This window comes from Mesorhizobium sp. M0340 (assembly GCF_040321535.1).
In the GTDB taxonomy this organism is placed as follows: Bacteria; Pseudomonadota; Alphaproteobacteria; order Rhizobiales; family Rhizobiaceae; genus Mesorhizobium.
Map to the genome: position 1 here is coordinate 18,618 of NZ_JAMYRR010000002.1, position 15,615 is coordinate 34,232.

17 protein-coding genes are annotated in these 15,615 nt (G+C 64.0%); 5 read left to right on the plus strand and 12 right to left on the minus strand.

Annotation, left to right across the window (positions count from 1 at the left end; translation table 11 throughout):
• Positions 1 to 169: 169 nt before the first annotated feature.
• The 7 genes from NKI79_RS02780 to phnG are packed head-to-tail and all read right to left on the minus strand — an operon-like array spanning position 170 to position 5,361.
• Positions 170 to 787: a DapH/DapD/GlmU-related protein gene (locus tag NKI79_RS02780; protein WP_352799746.1), complete on the minus strand. Its 618-nt coding sequence runs from the start codon at positions 785 to 787 to the stop codon at positions 170 to 172.
• Complete coding sequence (phnL, locus tag NKI79_RS02785) at positions 784 to 1,491, minus strand: phosphonate C-P lyase system protein PhnL (RefSeq protein WP_352476352.1); 708 nt, start codon at positions 1,489 to 1,491, stop codon at positions 784 to 786. Before phnL ends, NKI79_RS02780 begins: the two co-directional genes overlap by 4 nt.
• A gap of 2 nt (positions 1,492 to 1,493) precedes the next feature.
• Positions 1,494 to 2,270 (minus strand): phosphonate C-P lyase system protein PhnK, encoded by a 777-nt coding sequence (phnK, locus tag NKI79_RS02790; RefSeq protein ID WP_352476353.1) that lies wholly within the window; start codon positions 2,268 to 2,270, stop codon positions 1,494 to 1,496.
• Positions 2,267 to 3,178, minus strand: coding sequence for an alpha-D-ribose 1-methylphosphonate 5-phosphate C-P-lyase PhnJ (locus NKI79_RS02795; protein WP_352476354.1), 912 nt, complete (start codon positions 3,176 to 3,178; stop codon positions 2,267 to 2,269). The genes phnK and NKI79_RS02795 overlap by 4 nt, the downstream gene beginning before the upstream one ends.
• Positions 3,175 to 4,287, minus strand: a complete 1,113-nt coding sequence (locus NKI79_RS02800; protein WP_352799748.1) for a carbon-phosphorus lyase complex subunit — start codon at positions 4,285 to 4,287, stop codon at positions 3,175 to 3,177. The genes NKI79_RS02795 and NKI79_RS02800 overlap by 4 nt, the downstream gene beginning before the upstream one ends.
• A gap of 1 nt (position 4,288) precedes the next feature.
• The gene (gene phnH / locus NKI79_RS02805; protein ID WP_352476356.1) at positions 4,289 to 4,900 is read right to left on the minus strand and encodes a phosphonate C-P lyase system protein PhnH; all 612 of its coding nucleotides are present in this window, start codon (positions 4,898 to 4,900) and stop codon (positions 4,289 to 4,291) included.
• Complete coding sequence (gene phnG, locus NKI79_RS02810) at positions 4,900 to 5,361, minus strand: phosphonate C-P lyase system protein PhnG (RefSeq protein WP_352476357.1); 462 nt, start codon at positions 5,359 to 5,361, stop codon at positions 4,900 to 4,902. The genes phnH and phnG overlap by 1 nt, the downstream gene beginning before the upstream one ends.
• Before the next feature lie 133 nt (positions 5,362 to 5,494).
• Between phnG and phnF the strand changes: the two genes are divergently transcribed.
• Positions 5,495 to 6,238 carry a phosphonate metabolism transcriptional regulator PhnF gene (phnF, locus tag NKI79_RS02815; protein WP_352476358.1) on the plus strand — a complete coding sequence of 248 codons (744 nt, stop codon included), beginning with the start codon at positions 5,495 to 5,497 and terminating at the stop codon, positions 6,236 to 6,238.
• Positions 6,239 to 6,256: 18 nt separating this feature from the next.
• Here the strand turns inward: phnF and NKI79_RS02820 are convergent, their stop codons facing one another.
• The 5 genes from NKI79_RS02820 to NKI79_RS02840 form a co-directional block, all read right to left on the minus strand.
• Positions 6,257 to 7,273: a zinc-binding alcohol dehydrogenase family protein gene (locus tag NKI79_RS02820; protein WP_352799750.1), complete on the minus strand. Its 1,017-nt coding sequence runs from the start codon at positions 7,271 to 7,273 to the stop codon at positions 6,257 to 6,259.
• A 70-nt stretch (positions 7,274 to 7,343) separates the two neighbouring features.
• Positions 7,344 to 8,309, minus strand: a complete 966-nt coding sequence (locus tag NKI79_RS02825; protein ID WP_352649512.1) for an ABC transporter permease — start codon at positions 8,307 to 8,309, stop codon at positions 7,344 to 7,346.
• On the minus strand, positions 8,306 to 9,859 hold the full coding sequence (locus NKI79_RS02830; RefSeq protein WP_352799751.1) for a sugar ABC transporter ATP-binding protein: 1,554 nt from the start codon (positions 9,857 to 9,859) through the stop codon (positions 8,306 to 8,308). Before NKI79_RS02830 ends, NKI79_RS02825 begins: the two co-directional genes overlap by 4 nt.
• 100 nt (positions 9,860 to 9,959) lie before the next feature.
• Positions 9,960 to 10,955 carry an ABC transporter substrate-binding protein gene (locus tag NKI79_RS02835; RefSeq protein WP_254816763.1) on the minus strand — a complete coding sequence of 332 codons (996 nt, stop codon included), beginning with the start codon at positions 10,953 to 10,955 and terminating at the stop codon, positions 9,960 to 9,962.
• Positions 10,956 to 11,284: 329 nt separating this feature from the next.
• Positions 11,285 to 12,790 (minus strand): UxaA family hydrolase, encoded by a 1,506-nt coding sequence (locus tag NKI79_RS02840; protein WP_352691122.1) that lies wholly within the window; start codon positions 12,788 to 12,790, stop codon positions 11,285 to 11,287.
• A gap of 256 nt (positions 12,791 to 13,046) precedes the next feature.
• Between NKI79_RS02840 and NKI79_RS02845 the strand changes: the two genes are divergently transcribed.
• The 4 genes from NKI79_RS02845 to NKI79_RS02860 all read left to right on the plus strand — a co-directional run bounded on the left by NKI79_RS02845 (position 13,047) and on the right by NKI79_RS02860 (position 15,606).
• Positions 13,047 to 13,949 carry a GntR family transcriptional regulator gene (locus NKI79_RS02845; RefSeq protein WP_352476364.1) on the plus strand — a complete coding sequence of 301 codons (903 nt, stop codon included), beginning with the start codon at positions 13,047 to 13,049 and terminating at the stop codon, positions 13,947 to 13,949.
• 119 nt (positions 13,950 to 14,068) lie between these two features.
• Positions 14,069 to 14,425, plus strand: coding sequence for a DUF2946 family protein (locus tag NKI79_RS02850; RefSeq protein ID WP_352691120.1), 357 nt, complete (start codon positions 14,069 to 14,071; stop codon positions 14,423 to 14,425).
• Positions 14,426 to 14,525: 100 nt separating this feature from the next.
• Complete coding sequence (locus tag NKI79_RS02855; RefSeq protein WP_352799752.1) at positions 14,526 to 15,062, plus strand: copper chaperone PCu(A)C; 537 nt, start codon at positions 14,526 to 14,528, stop codon at positions 15,060 to 15,062.
• Between the two features lie 25 nt (positions 15,063 to 15,087).
• Positions 15,088 to 15,606 (plus strand): YcnI family copper-binding membrane protein, encoded by a 519-nt coding sequence (locus tag NKI79_RS02860; RefSeq protein WP_352799753.1) that lies wholly within the window; start codon positions 15,088 to 15,090, stop codon positions 15,604 to 15,606.
• Positions 15,607 to 15,615: the final 9 nt, after the last annotated feature.

The window sequence follows — 15,615 nt, forward strand, 5'->3', positions numbered from 1 at the left end:
TTTGCAAATAAGATTGAGGAAAAAACCAAATCGCTTGTAGATATTGGTTATGACAAAAAAATTATAGAACTTATCAGGTTAAATCAGACTGGTGGTGCTATTCTTATCACGTTAGGATTTCTTTCTATTATTTTGGACATTTGCCTGAGCGGCTGACTTATTCGGGACGTCAACCCCCATGCTTCTCCAAAAACTGATTGGCCGACAGTTCCCGAAAATCGTCGAGCGCGGCGCGCAGCCGGGCGTGATCCCAATCCCACCAGGCGAGCGCCTGGTAGCGCTCCGCGGTGCGGCGGTCGAAGCGTTCGCGGATCGGCTTGGCCGGTACGCCGGCGACGATGGTGTAGGGCGCGACGTCCTTCGACACCACTGCGCCGGCGCCGACTGCCGCTCCATCGCCAACAGTAACACCGGGCAGGATGGTCGAGCCATGGCCGAGCCAGGTGTCGTGGCCGATGGTGACGCGTTTGGCGCGGCGCTGGGCGAAGAATTCGCTCTCGTGCTCGGCGTCGTCCCAATAGTCGGAGGCGCGATAGGTGAAATGGTGCAGCGTCGGCCGCCAGGTCGGATGGTTGGTGGCGTTGATGCGCACATTGGCGGCGATGTTGGCGAATTTGCCGATCGTCGCGCACCAGACGCCGCAGTCCTGCATCATGTAGGAATAGTCGCCCAACGCACTTTCCGAAACCCGGCAGCGCTCGGCGACTTCGGTCCAGCGGCCAAGCGTTGAGTTCTCTACTTCCGCCGTCTCGTGGATCAGCGGCGCCTCCGACAGTTTCCTCGTCATGCGGCGATTTTTCCGGCGGCGAAGGCGGTCACGTCGATGATACGGTCGGCCACCGCCTCGCGCACGTCGTGGTCGTGGAAGATGCCGAGCAAGGCGACGCCCGAGGCCTTCTTGGCGGCGATCAGGGAAATCACCACGTCGCGGTTCCTTGCGTCGAGCGAGGCGGTCGGCTCGTCTAGCAGCAGGATCGGATGCTCGGTGATGAAGCCGCGCGCGATGTTGACGCGCTGCTGTTCGCCGCCGGAGAACGTCGCCGGCGGCAGCGCCCAGAGTTTTTCCGGCAGGTTCAGCTGCGCCAGCAAGGCACGTGCCTTGCCGCGCGCGACCTCACGCTCCTCGCCGCGCTCGACCAGCGGCTCGGCGACGACATCGAGCGCCGAGACACGCGGCACGGTGCGCAGGAACTGGCTGACATAGCCGATGGTAAGCCGGCGCACGGCAAGCACGGTGCGCGGGCTGGCAGTTGCGAGATCGATGAGCCCGCCCTCGTGCTGGACGATGATCTGGCCTTCATCGGCGGCATAATTGCCGTAGAGCATTTTCAGGATCGAGCTCTTGCCGGCGCCGGACGGGCCGCCGAGCACGGCGCATTCGCCGGCCCTGATCGCGAACGAGACGCCGGCGACGACCGGCAATTTGATGCCGTCGCGCAGATGCATGGTGAAGCTCTTGGCGACGTCGGAGACAACGAGCGGGGTTGCCATAGTCACACCTGCAGAATGGAAGAAACGAGAAGCTGGGTGTAGGGCGCGCGCGGATCGTCGAGGACGCGGTCGGTGAGGCCGCTTTCGACGACGCGGCCGTCCTTCATCACCATCATGCGCTGCGACAACAGCCGCGCCACGGCGAGATCGTGGGTGACGACGATGGCCGCCAGGCCGAGATCGGTGACCAGGCCGCGCAACAGATCGAGCAGGCGCGCCTGCACCGAGACGTCGAGGCCGCCGGTCGGCTCGTCCATGAACACCAGCCGCGGCCCGGTGACGAGGTTGCGGGCGATCTGCAGGCGCTGGCGCATGCCGCCGGAAAAGGCGCGCGGCTCGTCGTCGATGCGGTCTTCGTCGATCTCGACGCGCGACAGCCAGTCGACCGCCGTCGCGCGGATTTTGCCGTAGTGACGGTCGCCGACCGCCATCAGCCGCTCGCCGACATTGGCGCCGGCCGACACCGTCATGCGCAGCCCGTCGGCGGGGTTCTGATGGACAAAGCCCCAGTCGGTGCGCATCAAAAAGCGGCGCTCGGCCTCGCTCATGCGATAGAGCTCGCGGAATTGGCCGTCGCGCATGCGGTAGCTGGCGGTGCCGGAGCTGGGCAGTAGCCTTGTCGACAGGCAGTTGAGCAAAGTGGTCTTGCCGGAGCCGGATTCGCCGACCACCGCCAGCACTTCACCCGGCCAGAGGTCGAAGGTGACGTCCTCGCAGCCGACGCGCGAGCCGTAGAATTTGGACAGCGCCGAAACGCGCAGCAGCGGTTCGTCGGTCATTGGGCCGGCTCCGTTTTTTCCAGGGCAAGAGGGGTTTCAGGCGCAAGATGGCCGCGATGGCCTTCGGCCCGCCGCTTCTCGCAATGATCGGTGTCGGAGCAGACGAACATGTGGCCGCCATGGTCGTCGAGGATAACTTCGTCGAGATAGACGTTCTCGGCCGCGCACAGCGCGCAGGGCTGGTCGAAGGTCTGCACCTCGAACGGATGGTCCTCGAAGTCGAGGCTGACCACATCGGTGAAGGGCGGCAGTGCATAGATGCGCTTTTCGCGGCCGGCCCCGAACAATTGCAAAGCCGGCGAACGGTGCATCTTCGGATTGTCGAATTTCGGCGTCGGCGACGGGTCCATGACATAGCGGCGCTCCACCTTGACCGGATAGGCGTAGGTGGTGGCGATGCGGCCATGTTTGGCGATGTCCTCGTAAAGCTTGACATGCATGAGCCCGTATTCCTCCAGCGCATGCATCTTGCGCGTCTCGGTTTCGCGCGGTTCGAGAAAGCGCAACGGCTCGGGGATCGGCACCTGATAGACCAGCACCTGGCCGGCGCTCAGCGGATATTCAGGGATGCGGTGGCGAGTCTGGATGATGGTCGCCTTCGCCGTCTCGGTGGTGACAGCGACATTGGCGACCTTCTTGAAGAAGGCGCGGATCGAGACGGCATTGGTGGTGTCGTCGGCGCCCTGGTCGATGACCTTCAGCACATCGAGGGGACCAATGATCGAAGCGGTGACCTGCACACCGCCGGTGCCCCACCCATAGGGCATCGGCATTTCGCGCGAGGCGAACGGCACCTGATAGCCAGGGATGGCGATACCCTTGAGGATCGCCCGGCGGATCATCCGCTTGGTCTGCTCGTCGAGATAGGCGAAGTTGTAGGTGGCGATGTCGGTTGGTTGTGCGGTCATTCCGCGGCCTCTCTCTTCTCTTCGGCCTTGCCGGCGTTTTCGCGGGCGTCGTGCTCGGCGCGCATGCGGCGCACGAGGTCGAGCTCGGCTTGGAAATCGACATAATGCGGCAGCTTCAGATGCTCGACGAAGCCGGTCGCCTGGACATTGTCGGAATGCGAGATGACGAACTCCTCGTCCTGGGCGGCGGCGACGACATCCTCACCCAACTCCGAGGCACGCAGCGCGCGGTCGCATAGCGCCATGGCCATCGCCTTGCGCTCGCTCTGGCCGAAGACAAGGCCGTAGCCGCGGGTGAATTGCGGCGGCGCCTTGGCCGAGCCCTTGAACTGGTTGACCATCTGGCACTCGGTGACGCGGATACTGCCGAGCGGCACTGCGAAAGGCAGTTCCGGCACGTCGAGCTCCAGCTCGACCTCACCGATACGGACCTCACCGACGAAGGGATGGTTGCGCGCATAGCCGCGCTGGGTGGAATAGCCGAGCGCCAATAAAAACCCCTCATCGCCGCGCGACAACGCCTGCAGGCGGATGTCGCGCGCCATCGGGAATTCGAGCGGCTCGCGGGTGATGTCGCCGGGGACATGATCTTCAGGCATGTCGCCGTCGGATTCGATCAGGCCCTCGCGGGCGAGGATCGCCGACACGCGCGGCATGGCTTCCGCTTCGCCGGCACGCTGCTCCGGCTCGGCGACTTCGCCGCCTGCAGCAAGCTCGGGATCGAGCAGCCGGTGGGTGTAGTCGAAAGTCGGGCCGAGCAACTGGCCGCCGGGCAGGTCCTTGTAGGTGGCCGACACGCGCCGCTCGACCAGCATCGTGCCGGTTTCGACCGCCCTGGTGTAGCCGAAGCGCGGCAGCGTGGTGCGGTAGGCGCGAATGAGGAAGATCGCCTCGATCATGTCGCCGCGCGCCTGGACGATGGCGAGTGCCGCCAATTCCGTGTCGTAGAGCGAACCTTCACTCATCACCCGGTCGACGCCGAGCGCCAGCTGCTCGACGATCTGGTTGAGGCGAAGTGCGGGCACCGAACGATCGCCGCGCCGGCGGTCGGCGAGCAGTTTGTGGGCGTTGCGAATGGCCGCTTCGCCACCCTTTACCGCGACATACATCCTATGCCTCCATCATCTTGATGCGCGTCGTGCGCGGCAGGCAGGCAATTGCTTCGGACGTGGCGAGGATGATGTCGACGCCACGCGGAAAGCGCTGGTTGTTCTGCTTCCATTGCTCGACGAAATGGCGCGGCATTTGCGCCGGCGCGATCGTCGCCGTCTTCTCGATGCCCGGGCCTTCGAGCAGCAGCGGAGCGCCGGAGACAAGATCGCTGACCTCGAGGATCAGCGTCGTGGAGCGATCGGGATAATCCTGGGTGCCTTGCGAAAACCCGTCGAGCGCCATCATCTCGGCCGGGGTGGCGATCAGCGCGAAATGCGCGTCGGCCGATGTGTTGGCCAGCGGCGCGCCGGTATGGAAGCCAAGCCAGGATTTCACCGTCGCTGAAGCCTGCAAGGCGGGGTCGAGCCAGAGCGGCGTGTCGTTATCGCACAGCGCCAGCGCAATGGCGCCCGCGGTGGCTGACAGCGGCGTCGGTGGATGGGTAAAGACCGGCAGGGGCTGCAGTGTGCCCGGCCGCGCCATCGCGTCCATCACTGCGCGGAAGACCGTCTGGGCGTCGAACACCGGATCGGCAAAGCCGCCTTCGATCGCTTGGGTTGCGATGTCCATCAGTCTTCTCCGCGTACCATGGTGAAGAAATCGACCTTGGTCGCCGCCGTCTCGGCGCGGCGCTGGTCACGGGCCTTGGCCAGTGCCGCCCGCAAGGGCGCGACGAGCCTGGCCTCGACCTCGTTGCGGTGAGCCGGGTCCTGCCAGAGCGCGTCGGCGATTGCCGCCAGCCTTGCCTTCTGCTTGTCGCGGCCGAGCGCATAGCAGTGGCCGACCTGTCCGGAGGCGAGCCTGACGGTGGCGCGGGTGACCGTCGCCTCGCCAACGTTGAACGGCGCGCCGCCGCCACCGATGCGGCCACGCACGGTCACCAGGCCGGTTTCGGGGCCGCGCAGGAGTTCCGCCTCAGAAGGCAGGCCGGCTTCGTTCCACAGACGGACGATATCGTCGCCGGTCGATTGCGCCAGCGTTGTCATAACGGCCTTGCGCTCAGCCTGATCGCGCGCTTCCTGTCCTCGCATGGTTAACACTCCCTTGCATCGACACTTGTCTATTGATATAGACAATTATACAAATTATACCTATTATCTAATGCGTGTCTATGACGGGTGCATGACAGGGCGAGAAGAGGGGGCGCAAAGGTTGGGGCAGAAAATGATCGGACAAGCCAACAGCATCGAGCGGCGCAGCGGTGTCGCGCTGTGGCGGCAGATCGCCGATCAGATCCTGCATTCGATTGCCGTCGGCGATTTTCCCGAAAATGCGGCGTTGCCGCCGGAGGTGGCACTTGCCGAGCGCTATGGCGTCAACCGCCACACCGTCCGCAGCGCCATTGCAGCGCTGGTGCAGGAGGGTGTGCTCAGGGCAGAGCAGGGGCGCGGCACCTTCGTGCTGTCGCGCAGGCGGCTGTCATATCCGATCGGCGCCCGCACCCGCTTTTCCGAAGGATTGCAAGGACAGGCGTCCGAGCGGCATATCACCTTGCTTGCATCATCGGTCGAGCCTGCCAACCGTCGTGTGGCAGAGAGCTTAGGCCTTGCAAAGGGGGCCGACGTGATACGTCTGGAAACGCGCGGCGAAGCCGATGGAATGCCGGTGTCCCGCGCTGCCGGCTGGTTCGATGCCAGGCGCTTTGCCGGCATCGATGCTGCCATGGCGGAAACCGGTTCGATCACCGCATCGCTGGCACGTTTCGGCATTGACGACTATCTGCGGCAATCGACGGTGCTGTCGGCGCGCCATGCGGATGCCGCCGACCTTGCGGACCTCGACCTGCAGCCCGGCGCCATCGTGCTAGTGACGGTCGCCGTTAACGTCACGCCCGACGGTCAGCCGATCCAGTTTTCGGAGTCGCGCTTCCCGGCCGAGCGGATCGAGCTCAAACTATCGGCGCTCTGAGATGCGCCAGCCCTGGCATCATCCGACCTGGATAACCGCCTTGATCAGGCCGGACTTCTCATGCGCCCAGCGGGCAAGATCGTGCGGCGTTTTGCCAAGCGTGGTGCGGTGCGTGACGAGCTTTGCCAACGGCACCGCGCCGTTGCGGATCGAGGCGGCGACATGGTCGAAATCGGCACGCAGCGCGTTGCGGCTGCCGATCAGCATCATCTCGCGCTTGTGGAATTCGGGATCGGAAAAGGCGATGTCGTCCTTGACGACGCTGACCAGGACCAGCGCCCCGCCATGCGCGACATGGGCGAAGGCCGACTGCACCGACTGGGTGTTGCCGGTGGCATCGAAAACCATGTCAAAACCGTCGCCGTGGGTTGCTTGCCGCACCAGGTCCGCAGCAGCACCCTGCGAGCCGTCGAGGGTCGCGAAGCCGAGTTCGCTTTCGGCGAACCCCAGCCTCTCCGCACTCATGTCGAGCAGCGTCACGTCGAGCCCGGCGATGCGGGCGAACAGCGCCGTGCCGAGCCCGATCGGGCCGGCGCCGATGACCAGCGTGCGCGCACCTGGATCAGCCAGCGAGCGCCGCACCGCATGGGCGCCGATCGCCAGGAATTCGACGGCAGCAGCATCGGCCAGCGACAAGCCGTTTGCCGGATAAAGATTTTGCGCCGGCACCGGGATTTGCTCGCACATGGCGCCGTCGCGGTGGACGCCGAGCACCTCGATCCTGACGCAGCAATTCGGCTTGCCTTGCCGGCACGCGATGCACTTGCCGCATGCGAGATAGGGATTGACGACCACCGGTTCGCCGATTGCCAGATCGACGCCCTCACCAACCTCGATCACGGTGCCGGAAACTTCGTGGCCCATGATGCGGGGATAGGCGAGGAACGGGTGCTTGCCTTCGAAGATGTGATAGTCGGTGCCGCAGATGCCGACATGGCTGACGGCGACCAGCGCCCAGCCGGCTGGCGGCGCGCCAGGCGCCGGACGATCTTCGAGGACAAGTTCGCCGGGCGAGCGGCAGACGACGGCTTTCATGCTTCAATCCAGTCGGTTCATGGCACCGCCGGCTCTGCTGTCGCGAGGCCGGCGGTTGTGGGGAGGCGGTCTATTTGCCGCGGCGGCGCAGCCCGTCGAAATAGACGATGACGATGATCAGCACACCGGTGATGATGCGCTGCCAGAAGGCGTTGACGTTGAGCAGATTGGCGCCGTTGTTGATGGTGGCAAGGATGAAGGCGCCGAGCAGCGGCCCGTGCACTGAGCCGACAGCGCCGAACAGCGAGGTGCCGCCGATCACCGAGGAGGCGATCGCCTGCAATTCCCAGCCCTCGGCCTGTGTCGGATTGCCGATGCCGATGCGCGAGGCAAGCAGCACGCCGACGAATGCCGCACACAGCCCCGACAGCGTGTAGGCCATATAGATGGTGCGCTGGACGTTGACGCCTGACAGGCGCGACGCCTCGGCGTTGGAGCCGACCGAGAACAGATAGCGGCCCCAGCGGCTGTGGTGCAGGAAGATGTAGGCCGGGATGCCGACCAGGATCACCATCCAGAACAGATTGGGGACGCCGACGAAGGAACTGCGCGAGAACGTCTGGAAGGCATCGTTGTTGATCGAGATCGAGTTGCCGTTGGTCATCAACAGACCGATGCCGCGCAGCGAGGTCAGCGTCGCCAGAGTGATGATGAAGGGCGGCAGGCCCATCTTGACGATGCCGAACCCATGGAACATGCCGATGGCGACGCCGACCAGCAAGGTAATCAGGATGGCCAGGAAAACCGGTGTGCCGGCGTTGATCAGCATCGCGACGATGACGGTGGCGAAGCCGACCACGGCGCCGACGGAAAGGTCGATGCCGCCGGTGATGATGACGAAGGTCTGGCCGACCGCCAGGATGGCGATCATCGATCCTTGCCGCAACAGGTTCGAGATGTTGTTGGCCGAGGCGAAGCTCGGCGTCGCCACCGACAGGATGACCCACAAAAGAACCAGCAGTGCCAGCAGTGTCAGCCCGAACAGGGCGTTGTAGTTGCGTTTCGGCCTTTCGGCAGCGATCGCCTCCGTGCTCATATCCGTCCTCCCGGTCTTTCTTGTTTCTCGGCCAGCGCCTGGGTGAGGATCTCCTCGTGATCAGCGGTCCGAAACCCGTGCGTAGCCACCAGCTTGCCGCGCCGGAACACATGCAGCGTGTCGGCGAGTTCATAGACCTCGGGCAGGTAGGACGAGATCAGGATGATGCCGGCTCCTTTGGATAGCAGCGCGCCGAACAGGCGGTAGATCTCGGCCTTGGTGCCGACATCGACGCCGACAGTCGGCTCGTCGAAGATGAACAGCTTGGCGCCGTGGCCGAGCCATTTGCCGATGACGATCTTCTGCTGGTTGCCGCCGGACAGGCTGGAGGCCAGGGCGCTGCGTGTTGGCGTCTTGATGCGCAGGTCAGCGATCTGGCGATCGGCTTGCGCCTTTTCCTGCGCGCGCGAGATCAGCAGATTGCTCGAGATGCGCTTGTAGATCGGCAGATTGAGGTTGAGCCCGACCGGCAGGTTGAGGCAGAGGCCCTGGTCGCGGCGGCTTTCGGGGGCCAGCGCCATGCCGAGCCTGATCGCGTCATGTTCGGAATTGACCTTGGCCTCCTTGCCCTCCCAGAGGATCTGGCCGGCCGATTTGCGGTGGCGGCCATAGAGCGTGGTGACGAACTCGCTGCGCCCGGCGCCGATCAGGCCATAGAGACCGACGATCTCGCCGGCGCGGACGGACATCGAGACATTTTCGAAGCCCTTGCCCGACAGGTTCCTCGCTTCGACGATGGTCGCGCCGAAGGTGAAATGCTCCTTGTGGTAGACCTGCTCGATCGAGCGGTTGATCATCATCTTGACCAACTCGGCGTCATTGGTCTCGGCAATGTTCCTGGTGCCGACCAGCGTGCCATCGCGCAGCACTGAGACGCGGTCGGCGAGTTCGAACACTTCTTCCATGCGATGGCTGATGTAGATGATGGTGACGCCTTCGCCCCTCAGCCGGCGGATCAGCGTGAACAGCTGGTCGGCCTCCTTGCGGGTGAGGTAGGCGGTCGGTTCGTCGAAGATCAGGAATTTGGTGCCGCGCACGGTGGCGCGGGCGGCGGCGATCAGCTGCTGCTGGCCGATGGTCAGGTCACCCAGCATGACATGCGCGGGCAAGTCGAAGCCTAGGTCGTCGATGATCTTCTGCGCCTGCCTGACCATCGCCCGCTGCTGCAGGATGCCGAAACGTGCATCCTCCTCGCCGAGGAACATGTTGGCGGCGACGGTGAGATGGCGGCACAGGACCACTTCCTGATGCACGGCATTGATGCCGAGTGCCATCGCCTCATGCGGCGTTGCCAATGCGGCAGGCTTGCCCTCCCAGATGACGTCGCCGGAGGTGCGCGGCATGACGCCGGTCAGAAGCTTGATCAGGGTGGATTTGCCGGCGCCGTTCTCGCCGACGATGGCGTGGATCTCGCCGGCTTTGAAGGCGAGGTCGACCGGCTTCAGCGCGTGGGTGCCGGGATAGCGTTTTTCCAGGCCGCGGAGTTCTAGGATGGTCCTGCCCGGTTCCAGCGTTGGGGCCGGATGGAGTTCCTGCGCCGTCGACATCATGACAATCCTCCCAGATTGGCCCGCCAGATGGCCTGACGATTGGCGCGAGTGGGATGTTTCCGGGGCAAAGGCCCCGGAAACAGTTCACTTGTGGCGATGCTCAGTCGAGCTTGGGGTTGAGCAGCGCGTCGATCTTCGGATCCTTCATGTTGGCTTTGGTGACCAGGTTGGCGCCGGTGTCGACATTGGCCTCGACCTTCTCGCCCTTCGAGGCGGCGAGCGCCGTCTTGATGCCGTCATAGCCCATCCGGTACGGATCCTGAACGACGAGAGCCGAAATGACGCCGTCATTGAGGAACTTGATCAGCTTCTCGTCGCTGTCGAAACCGACCAGCGCGACCTTGCCGGCAAGATTGTTCTCGGCGATCGCCTGACCGACGCCCTGCGCCATGATCAGATTGGAGGCAAAGATGCCCTTGAGGTTGGGGTTGGCGGTGATCAGGTCGGTGGCGATGTTGAGGCCGGTGGTGGCCTGGCCGTCGGCGTATTTGTCGGCGACCAGCTTGAGGCCGGGATATTTGGCGGCGAGCTGTTCCTTAAAACCCTGGGCGCGCTGTTCGAGCGAGCCGGCGCCCGGAAGCGCGGTGATCAGGGCGACGTCGCCCTCGACCTTGCCGCCATTGGCTTCGCCGATGGCTGCGGCAAGGCCGTCAGCGGCGACGCGGCCGCCCTGGATGTTGTCGGTGGTCAGGAACGAGGTGAAGGCCTTGGAGTCGGCACCGGAGTCGATACCGATGATCTTGACCTTGGTGGCGGCCTCATCGATCGGCTTGCCGAGCGCCTTGGCTTCGGTCGGCGCGATGACGACGGCCGCCGGGTTGCCGGCGACGGCATTCTCGAGGATCGAGATCTGGCCGTTGACGTCGGTCTCGGCCTGGGCGCCGAGCTCCGGCACGTTGACGCCGAGATCCTTGCCGGCCTTGCGGGCGCCGGCCAGAACGATCTGCCAGTAGAAGGACGTGGTGTCCTTGACGATGATCGGAATGGTCACGTCGGCCGCGGATGCCGGAGCCGAATGCATCACGCCGGCAAGCATCGACGCGGCTGCGAGTGCCACGAAGGCGCGGCGGTTGAGAATGCTGGTCACGAATTTCATTAGGAGTCCTCCCTAAGTCGCCCGGTGAATGTTACGGAAGCTCCATTCGGATGGCGCGGCCCAAACGGAACTTTATCAATAAAAAACATTTACCGTGTTTTGATAGTGCATCATCTCGGTCGGCGCAAGCGCTGTTTGATGGCCGCTTCGAATGGCTGGATGGAAGATTTTTTCTGTCGGAACTCCGCTGCCAATCTGCTTCAATATCCCGCATGGAATATTAATTCCATCAACCAGTCAATATGGAATGTACATTCGTTTTTGGCGGTGTACGAACTGTGACACCTGGCGTTCACGTCAGGCGCTCGCGACTTCCCGGACGGTAAGGCTTAGAGCGTCGCGCCGAGGTGCCACGGCACGAACTCGTTGTCGCCGTAGCCGAATTCCTCGCTCTTGGTCTTGCGGCCCGAAGCTGTCTCCACGATCAGCTCGAAGATCTCGCGGCCCATGCCGGCAATGGTCTTTTCGCCCGAGGCGATGACGCCGCAATTCACGTCCATGTCCTCTTCCATGGCGTGGTACATGGTCGAGTTGCTGGCGACCTTGATCGACGGCGTCGGCCGGCAGCCGAAGCAGGAGCCGCGGCCGGTAGTGAAGACGATGACGTTGGCGCCGCCCGCCACCTGGCCGGTGGCCGAGACCGGGTCGTAGCCGGGCGTGTCCATGAACACCAGCCCGTGCCCGGTGACCTTTTCGGCATAGCCGAAGACGCCGTTGAGCGGCGTCTGGCCGCCCTTGGCGACCGCGCCGAGCGACTTTTCCAGGATGGTGGTCAGGCCGCCGCGCTTGTTGCCCGGTGAGGGATTGTTGTCGATGGATGCGCCATGCTTGGCGACGTGGTCTTCCCACCATTTCACATAACCGTCGAGCTTGGCGGCGATCTCGGGGGTTGCGGCGCGATAGGCGAGCAGGTGCTCGGCGCCGTAGATCTCCGTCGTTTCGGAGAGGATGCCGATGCCGCCGACGCCGGCCAGGATGTCGACGGCGGCACCCAGCGCCGGATTGGCGGTGATGCCGGACATGCCGTCGGAACCGCCGCATTGCAGGCCGACGACGATCTCGCTGACCGGGATCGGCTCACGCTGAAGTTTGCCGACCTCTTCGGCGATCTCGGCCAGCACGACCAGCGCCTTCTCGACCGATTTGCGCGAGCCGCCGGCTTCCTGGATATTGAAATGGCGTTTTCCCGCGGCAACGCCCTTCTGGCCATAGAGGGTGAGCTGGTTGACCTCGCAGCCGAGCCCGACCATCAGCACGCCGCCGAAATTCGGGTGACGGGCATAGCCGGCCAGCGTGCGGTGCAGCACCATCATGCCGTCGCCGGTGGCGCTCATGCCGCAGCCCTGGCCGTGGACGATCGGGACGAAGCCGTCGATGCCCGGATATTGCGGCAGAAGCGTGCGGTTCGCCGCGTCAGCGATGGCGTGGCAGACGGTGGCCGAGCAATTGACGCTGGCGAGAATACCGACGAAGTTGCGCGTCCCGGCGCGGCCGTCGGCGCGGCGGTAGCCCATGAAGGTGCGGGCGCGGTCGGCCTCGGTCGCATGCACTGCCTCGCTCGGCGGCACCACCGGCAAACGCCCGCTTTCGAAGACCAGATTGTGCGAATGGACATGCTCGCCAGGCGCGATGTCCTGCGTGGCGCGGCCGATCGCCTGGGCGTATTTGACCACGGCTTCGCCGGCCGCAATCGGCTTGATCGCCACTTTGTGGCCCGGCTCGATCAGCGCGGCGGCGACGGCGCCGCCCGGCAGCACGGTGCCGATCTCGATGCGGCCATTGGCGACCGCGACATTGTCGGCGGGAGACAGAAGAATGCTGTTTGCGGCGTTCACGGGAGCTTCCTGGGTGTGTTCCTGGGTGCGCGAGCGGATTGACACGCGGCTCTTAACATATAATGTCTTTTATCGTGAAAAAACATTTTTGCGTCAATTGTTTTTTCGCCAGAGCACGACGCGTCTTTTGGATGCGTGAAGTAGGCTCTACAACCAGGACTAGCGTTGCGCATGGTGTTTTGCGAAGCGATTCCGATTTCATGCGCGCGAAACGCTTCAAACCGGCCGCAATCGCCAATGCGCCACGGGGCAGGGGATGTCGAAGAGCAACAACGTTTACAAGGACGCTTATAATCGCGGTCTGAGGCTGCTCGACGAAACCAGGAGCCTGCCTTCGGAGCCGGAACTGGGTACGCTGCTCGGCGTCAGCCGCACGACCGTCCGCACTATCCTTGCGCGCATGGAAGAGACCGGGCTGATCGACTGGAACAAGCGCAGCAAGACCGTTCTGCGCGAGCCGCGGCCGGATGATTTCTTCCCCGAGGAAGAAACCGACACGCTGGCCGAGATCATAGAGCGTTCCTTCATGCGGCGGCTGCTTGCCAGCGGTGCCGAAGCCGGAATGCAGATCAACGAGCTCGAGCTGGCGCGCGAGATCGGCGTCGGCACTACCAGCGTGCGCGAATTCCTGATCCGCTTCTCGCGCTTTGGGCTGATCGAGAAGCGCCGCAACAGCCACTGGGTGCTGAAAGGCTTTACCCGCGCCTTCGCGCTGGAGTTGACCGAGATCCGCGAAATGTTCGAACTGCGCTCGGCCGCAGCCTTTGCCGCTCTGCCCGAGGACAGCCCGGTGTGGGCCGACCTCGACCGCCTGGAGGACGAGCATCGCCTGCTGGCGCGCGAGATCGCCGTGCGGTTCAACGAATTCTCCGAGCTCGACGAGCGCTTTCACCGGCTTATCCACCGGGCGTCGCACAACCGCTTCATTGTCGATTTCTACGACGTCATCGCCATGATCTTCCACTACCACTACCAGTGGAACAAGGCGCAGGAGCGCGAGCGCAACGAAGTCGCGGTCCAGGAGCATCTCGCCTATATCGCCGCGCTCAAATCGCGCGATCTCGCCAAGGTCGACGCCGCCTGCCGCAAGCACCTGAAATCGGCCCGCCACACGCTGCTGACGTCCATTCCCGAGGGCAGGCAGCCGCAACGCGCGTGATTGTGTTGCGTTGCCGCAGCAACGTTTTGGCGATTTTCCGGCCGCCGGCTCCGTGGTAGAGAACTGACGTTGCTGCGTGAAGAGGCTGGTTCTTGACCATACGCCGGAGACGATGGAGCATGCCGGTCGCGTTCGCCGCGGCGTGGCTTTTCGTGCTCCAGTCGATGTTCGGCGCGTTTGCTTCAGGCGGCGAGCCGAACGCCTCGCAATTCGATGCTTTCGGCAACACGATCTGCACCCATGACGGTGCGGCGCAACTCCCCGCCGGCGATCCGCATCATCAGCACATGCCGGCTTGCTGCATGCTTGGCTGCAACCTCGTTTCGGCGGTCTACGCGCCGCCCGATGCCGCCGGGAGCCTGGCTCGCAGCCTCTCCGTCGAAACCATCGCCTTTTTCCTGCCGGCCTTCCGGCATCGCGATTTCGCCCGCGCCCGCACTCCGTCCAATCCGCGCGCACCACCGGCGACGGCCTGATCCGTTCTGGTTCGCGCCGCGCAACCCTTTGCCGGCGCGTTTATCGACATCGTTCGCGACCGGCCGTCGGCGCGGGTCCCTTAAAATCCACGGAGCAATCATGTCTCACTCTTTTCGCGCTGCCGCATCCAGCCGCGGGCGCTTCGTACTGGGTCGTTTCGAGCAGCGTCTCGGCGTCGCCCTTTGCGTTCTTGCCCTCCTGTTCGCCAGCGTCCAGATCGTGTTGGCACACGAGTTCAAGCTTGGCGATCTCGAGATCGGGCACCCCTGGTCGCGCGCCACGCCAGCCGGTGCCAAGGTAGCCGGCGGCTACTTCACCATCACCAACACCGGCAGTGCGCCGGATCGCCTGCTGTCGATCACCTCCGGCATTTCGGCCAAGGCCGAACTGCACGAGATGGGCGTCAGCAATGGCGTCATGACCATGCGGCCGGTCACCGGCGGCCTCGAAATCCCGGCTGGCGGCAAGGTCGCATTGGCGCCCAACGGCTATCATTTGATGTTCATGGATTTGAAGCGGCAGCCCAAGGAGGGCGAAATGTTCTCCGCAACCCTGACCTTCGAAAAAGCCGGGCCTGTGCAGATTGAATTCGCCGTGCAAGGCATCGGCAGCGCGGCGCCGCAGGACGACCACTGACTTGGCCGCTTCGAGAGGTACCATCATGAAGAAATCTCTTTTGCCCGGCTGCGTGCTTTTCGTCCTCGGGACCAGCGCGGCCTTTGCCCACATCACGCTCGAAACGCCGGAGGCGGCGGTAGGCTCGACCTACAAGGCGGTTCTTCGGGTGCCGCATGGCTGTGAGGGCAAGGCGACGACCGCCGTGCGCGTGCAGATTCCGGAAGGGGTGCTTTCGGTCAAACCGATGCCGAAGCCGGGTTGGACACTGCAGGTCAAGAACGGCAAATACGAGAAGTCCTACCAGCTCTACGGCCAGGCAGTGACCAGCGGCGTCAAGGAGATCGACTGGAGCGCCGGCAGCCTGCCGGACGAATTCTACGACGAATTCGTCTTTCGCGCGACACTGGCGTCCGACCTGCCGGCAGGCCAGATGCTGCATTTCCCGGTGGTGCAGGAATGTGACGGCGTTGCCGATCGCTGGATCGAGATTCCGGCGGCCGGGCAGGCTGAGGATGCGCTGGAATTTCCGGCGCCCGGCCTCAAGCTGCTGCCGAAGAAGTGAGCTCCGGCG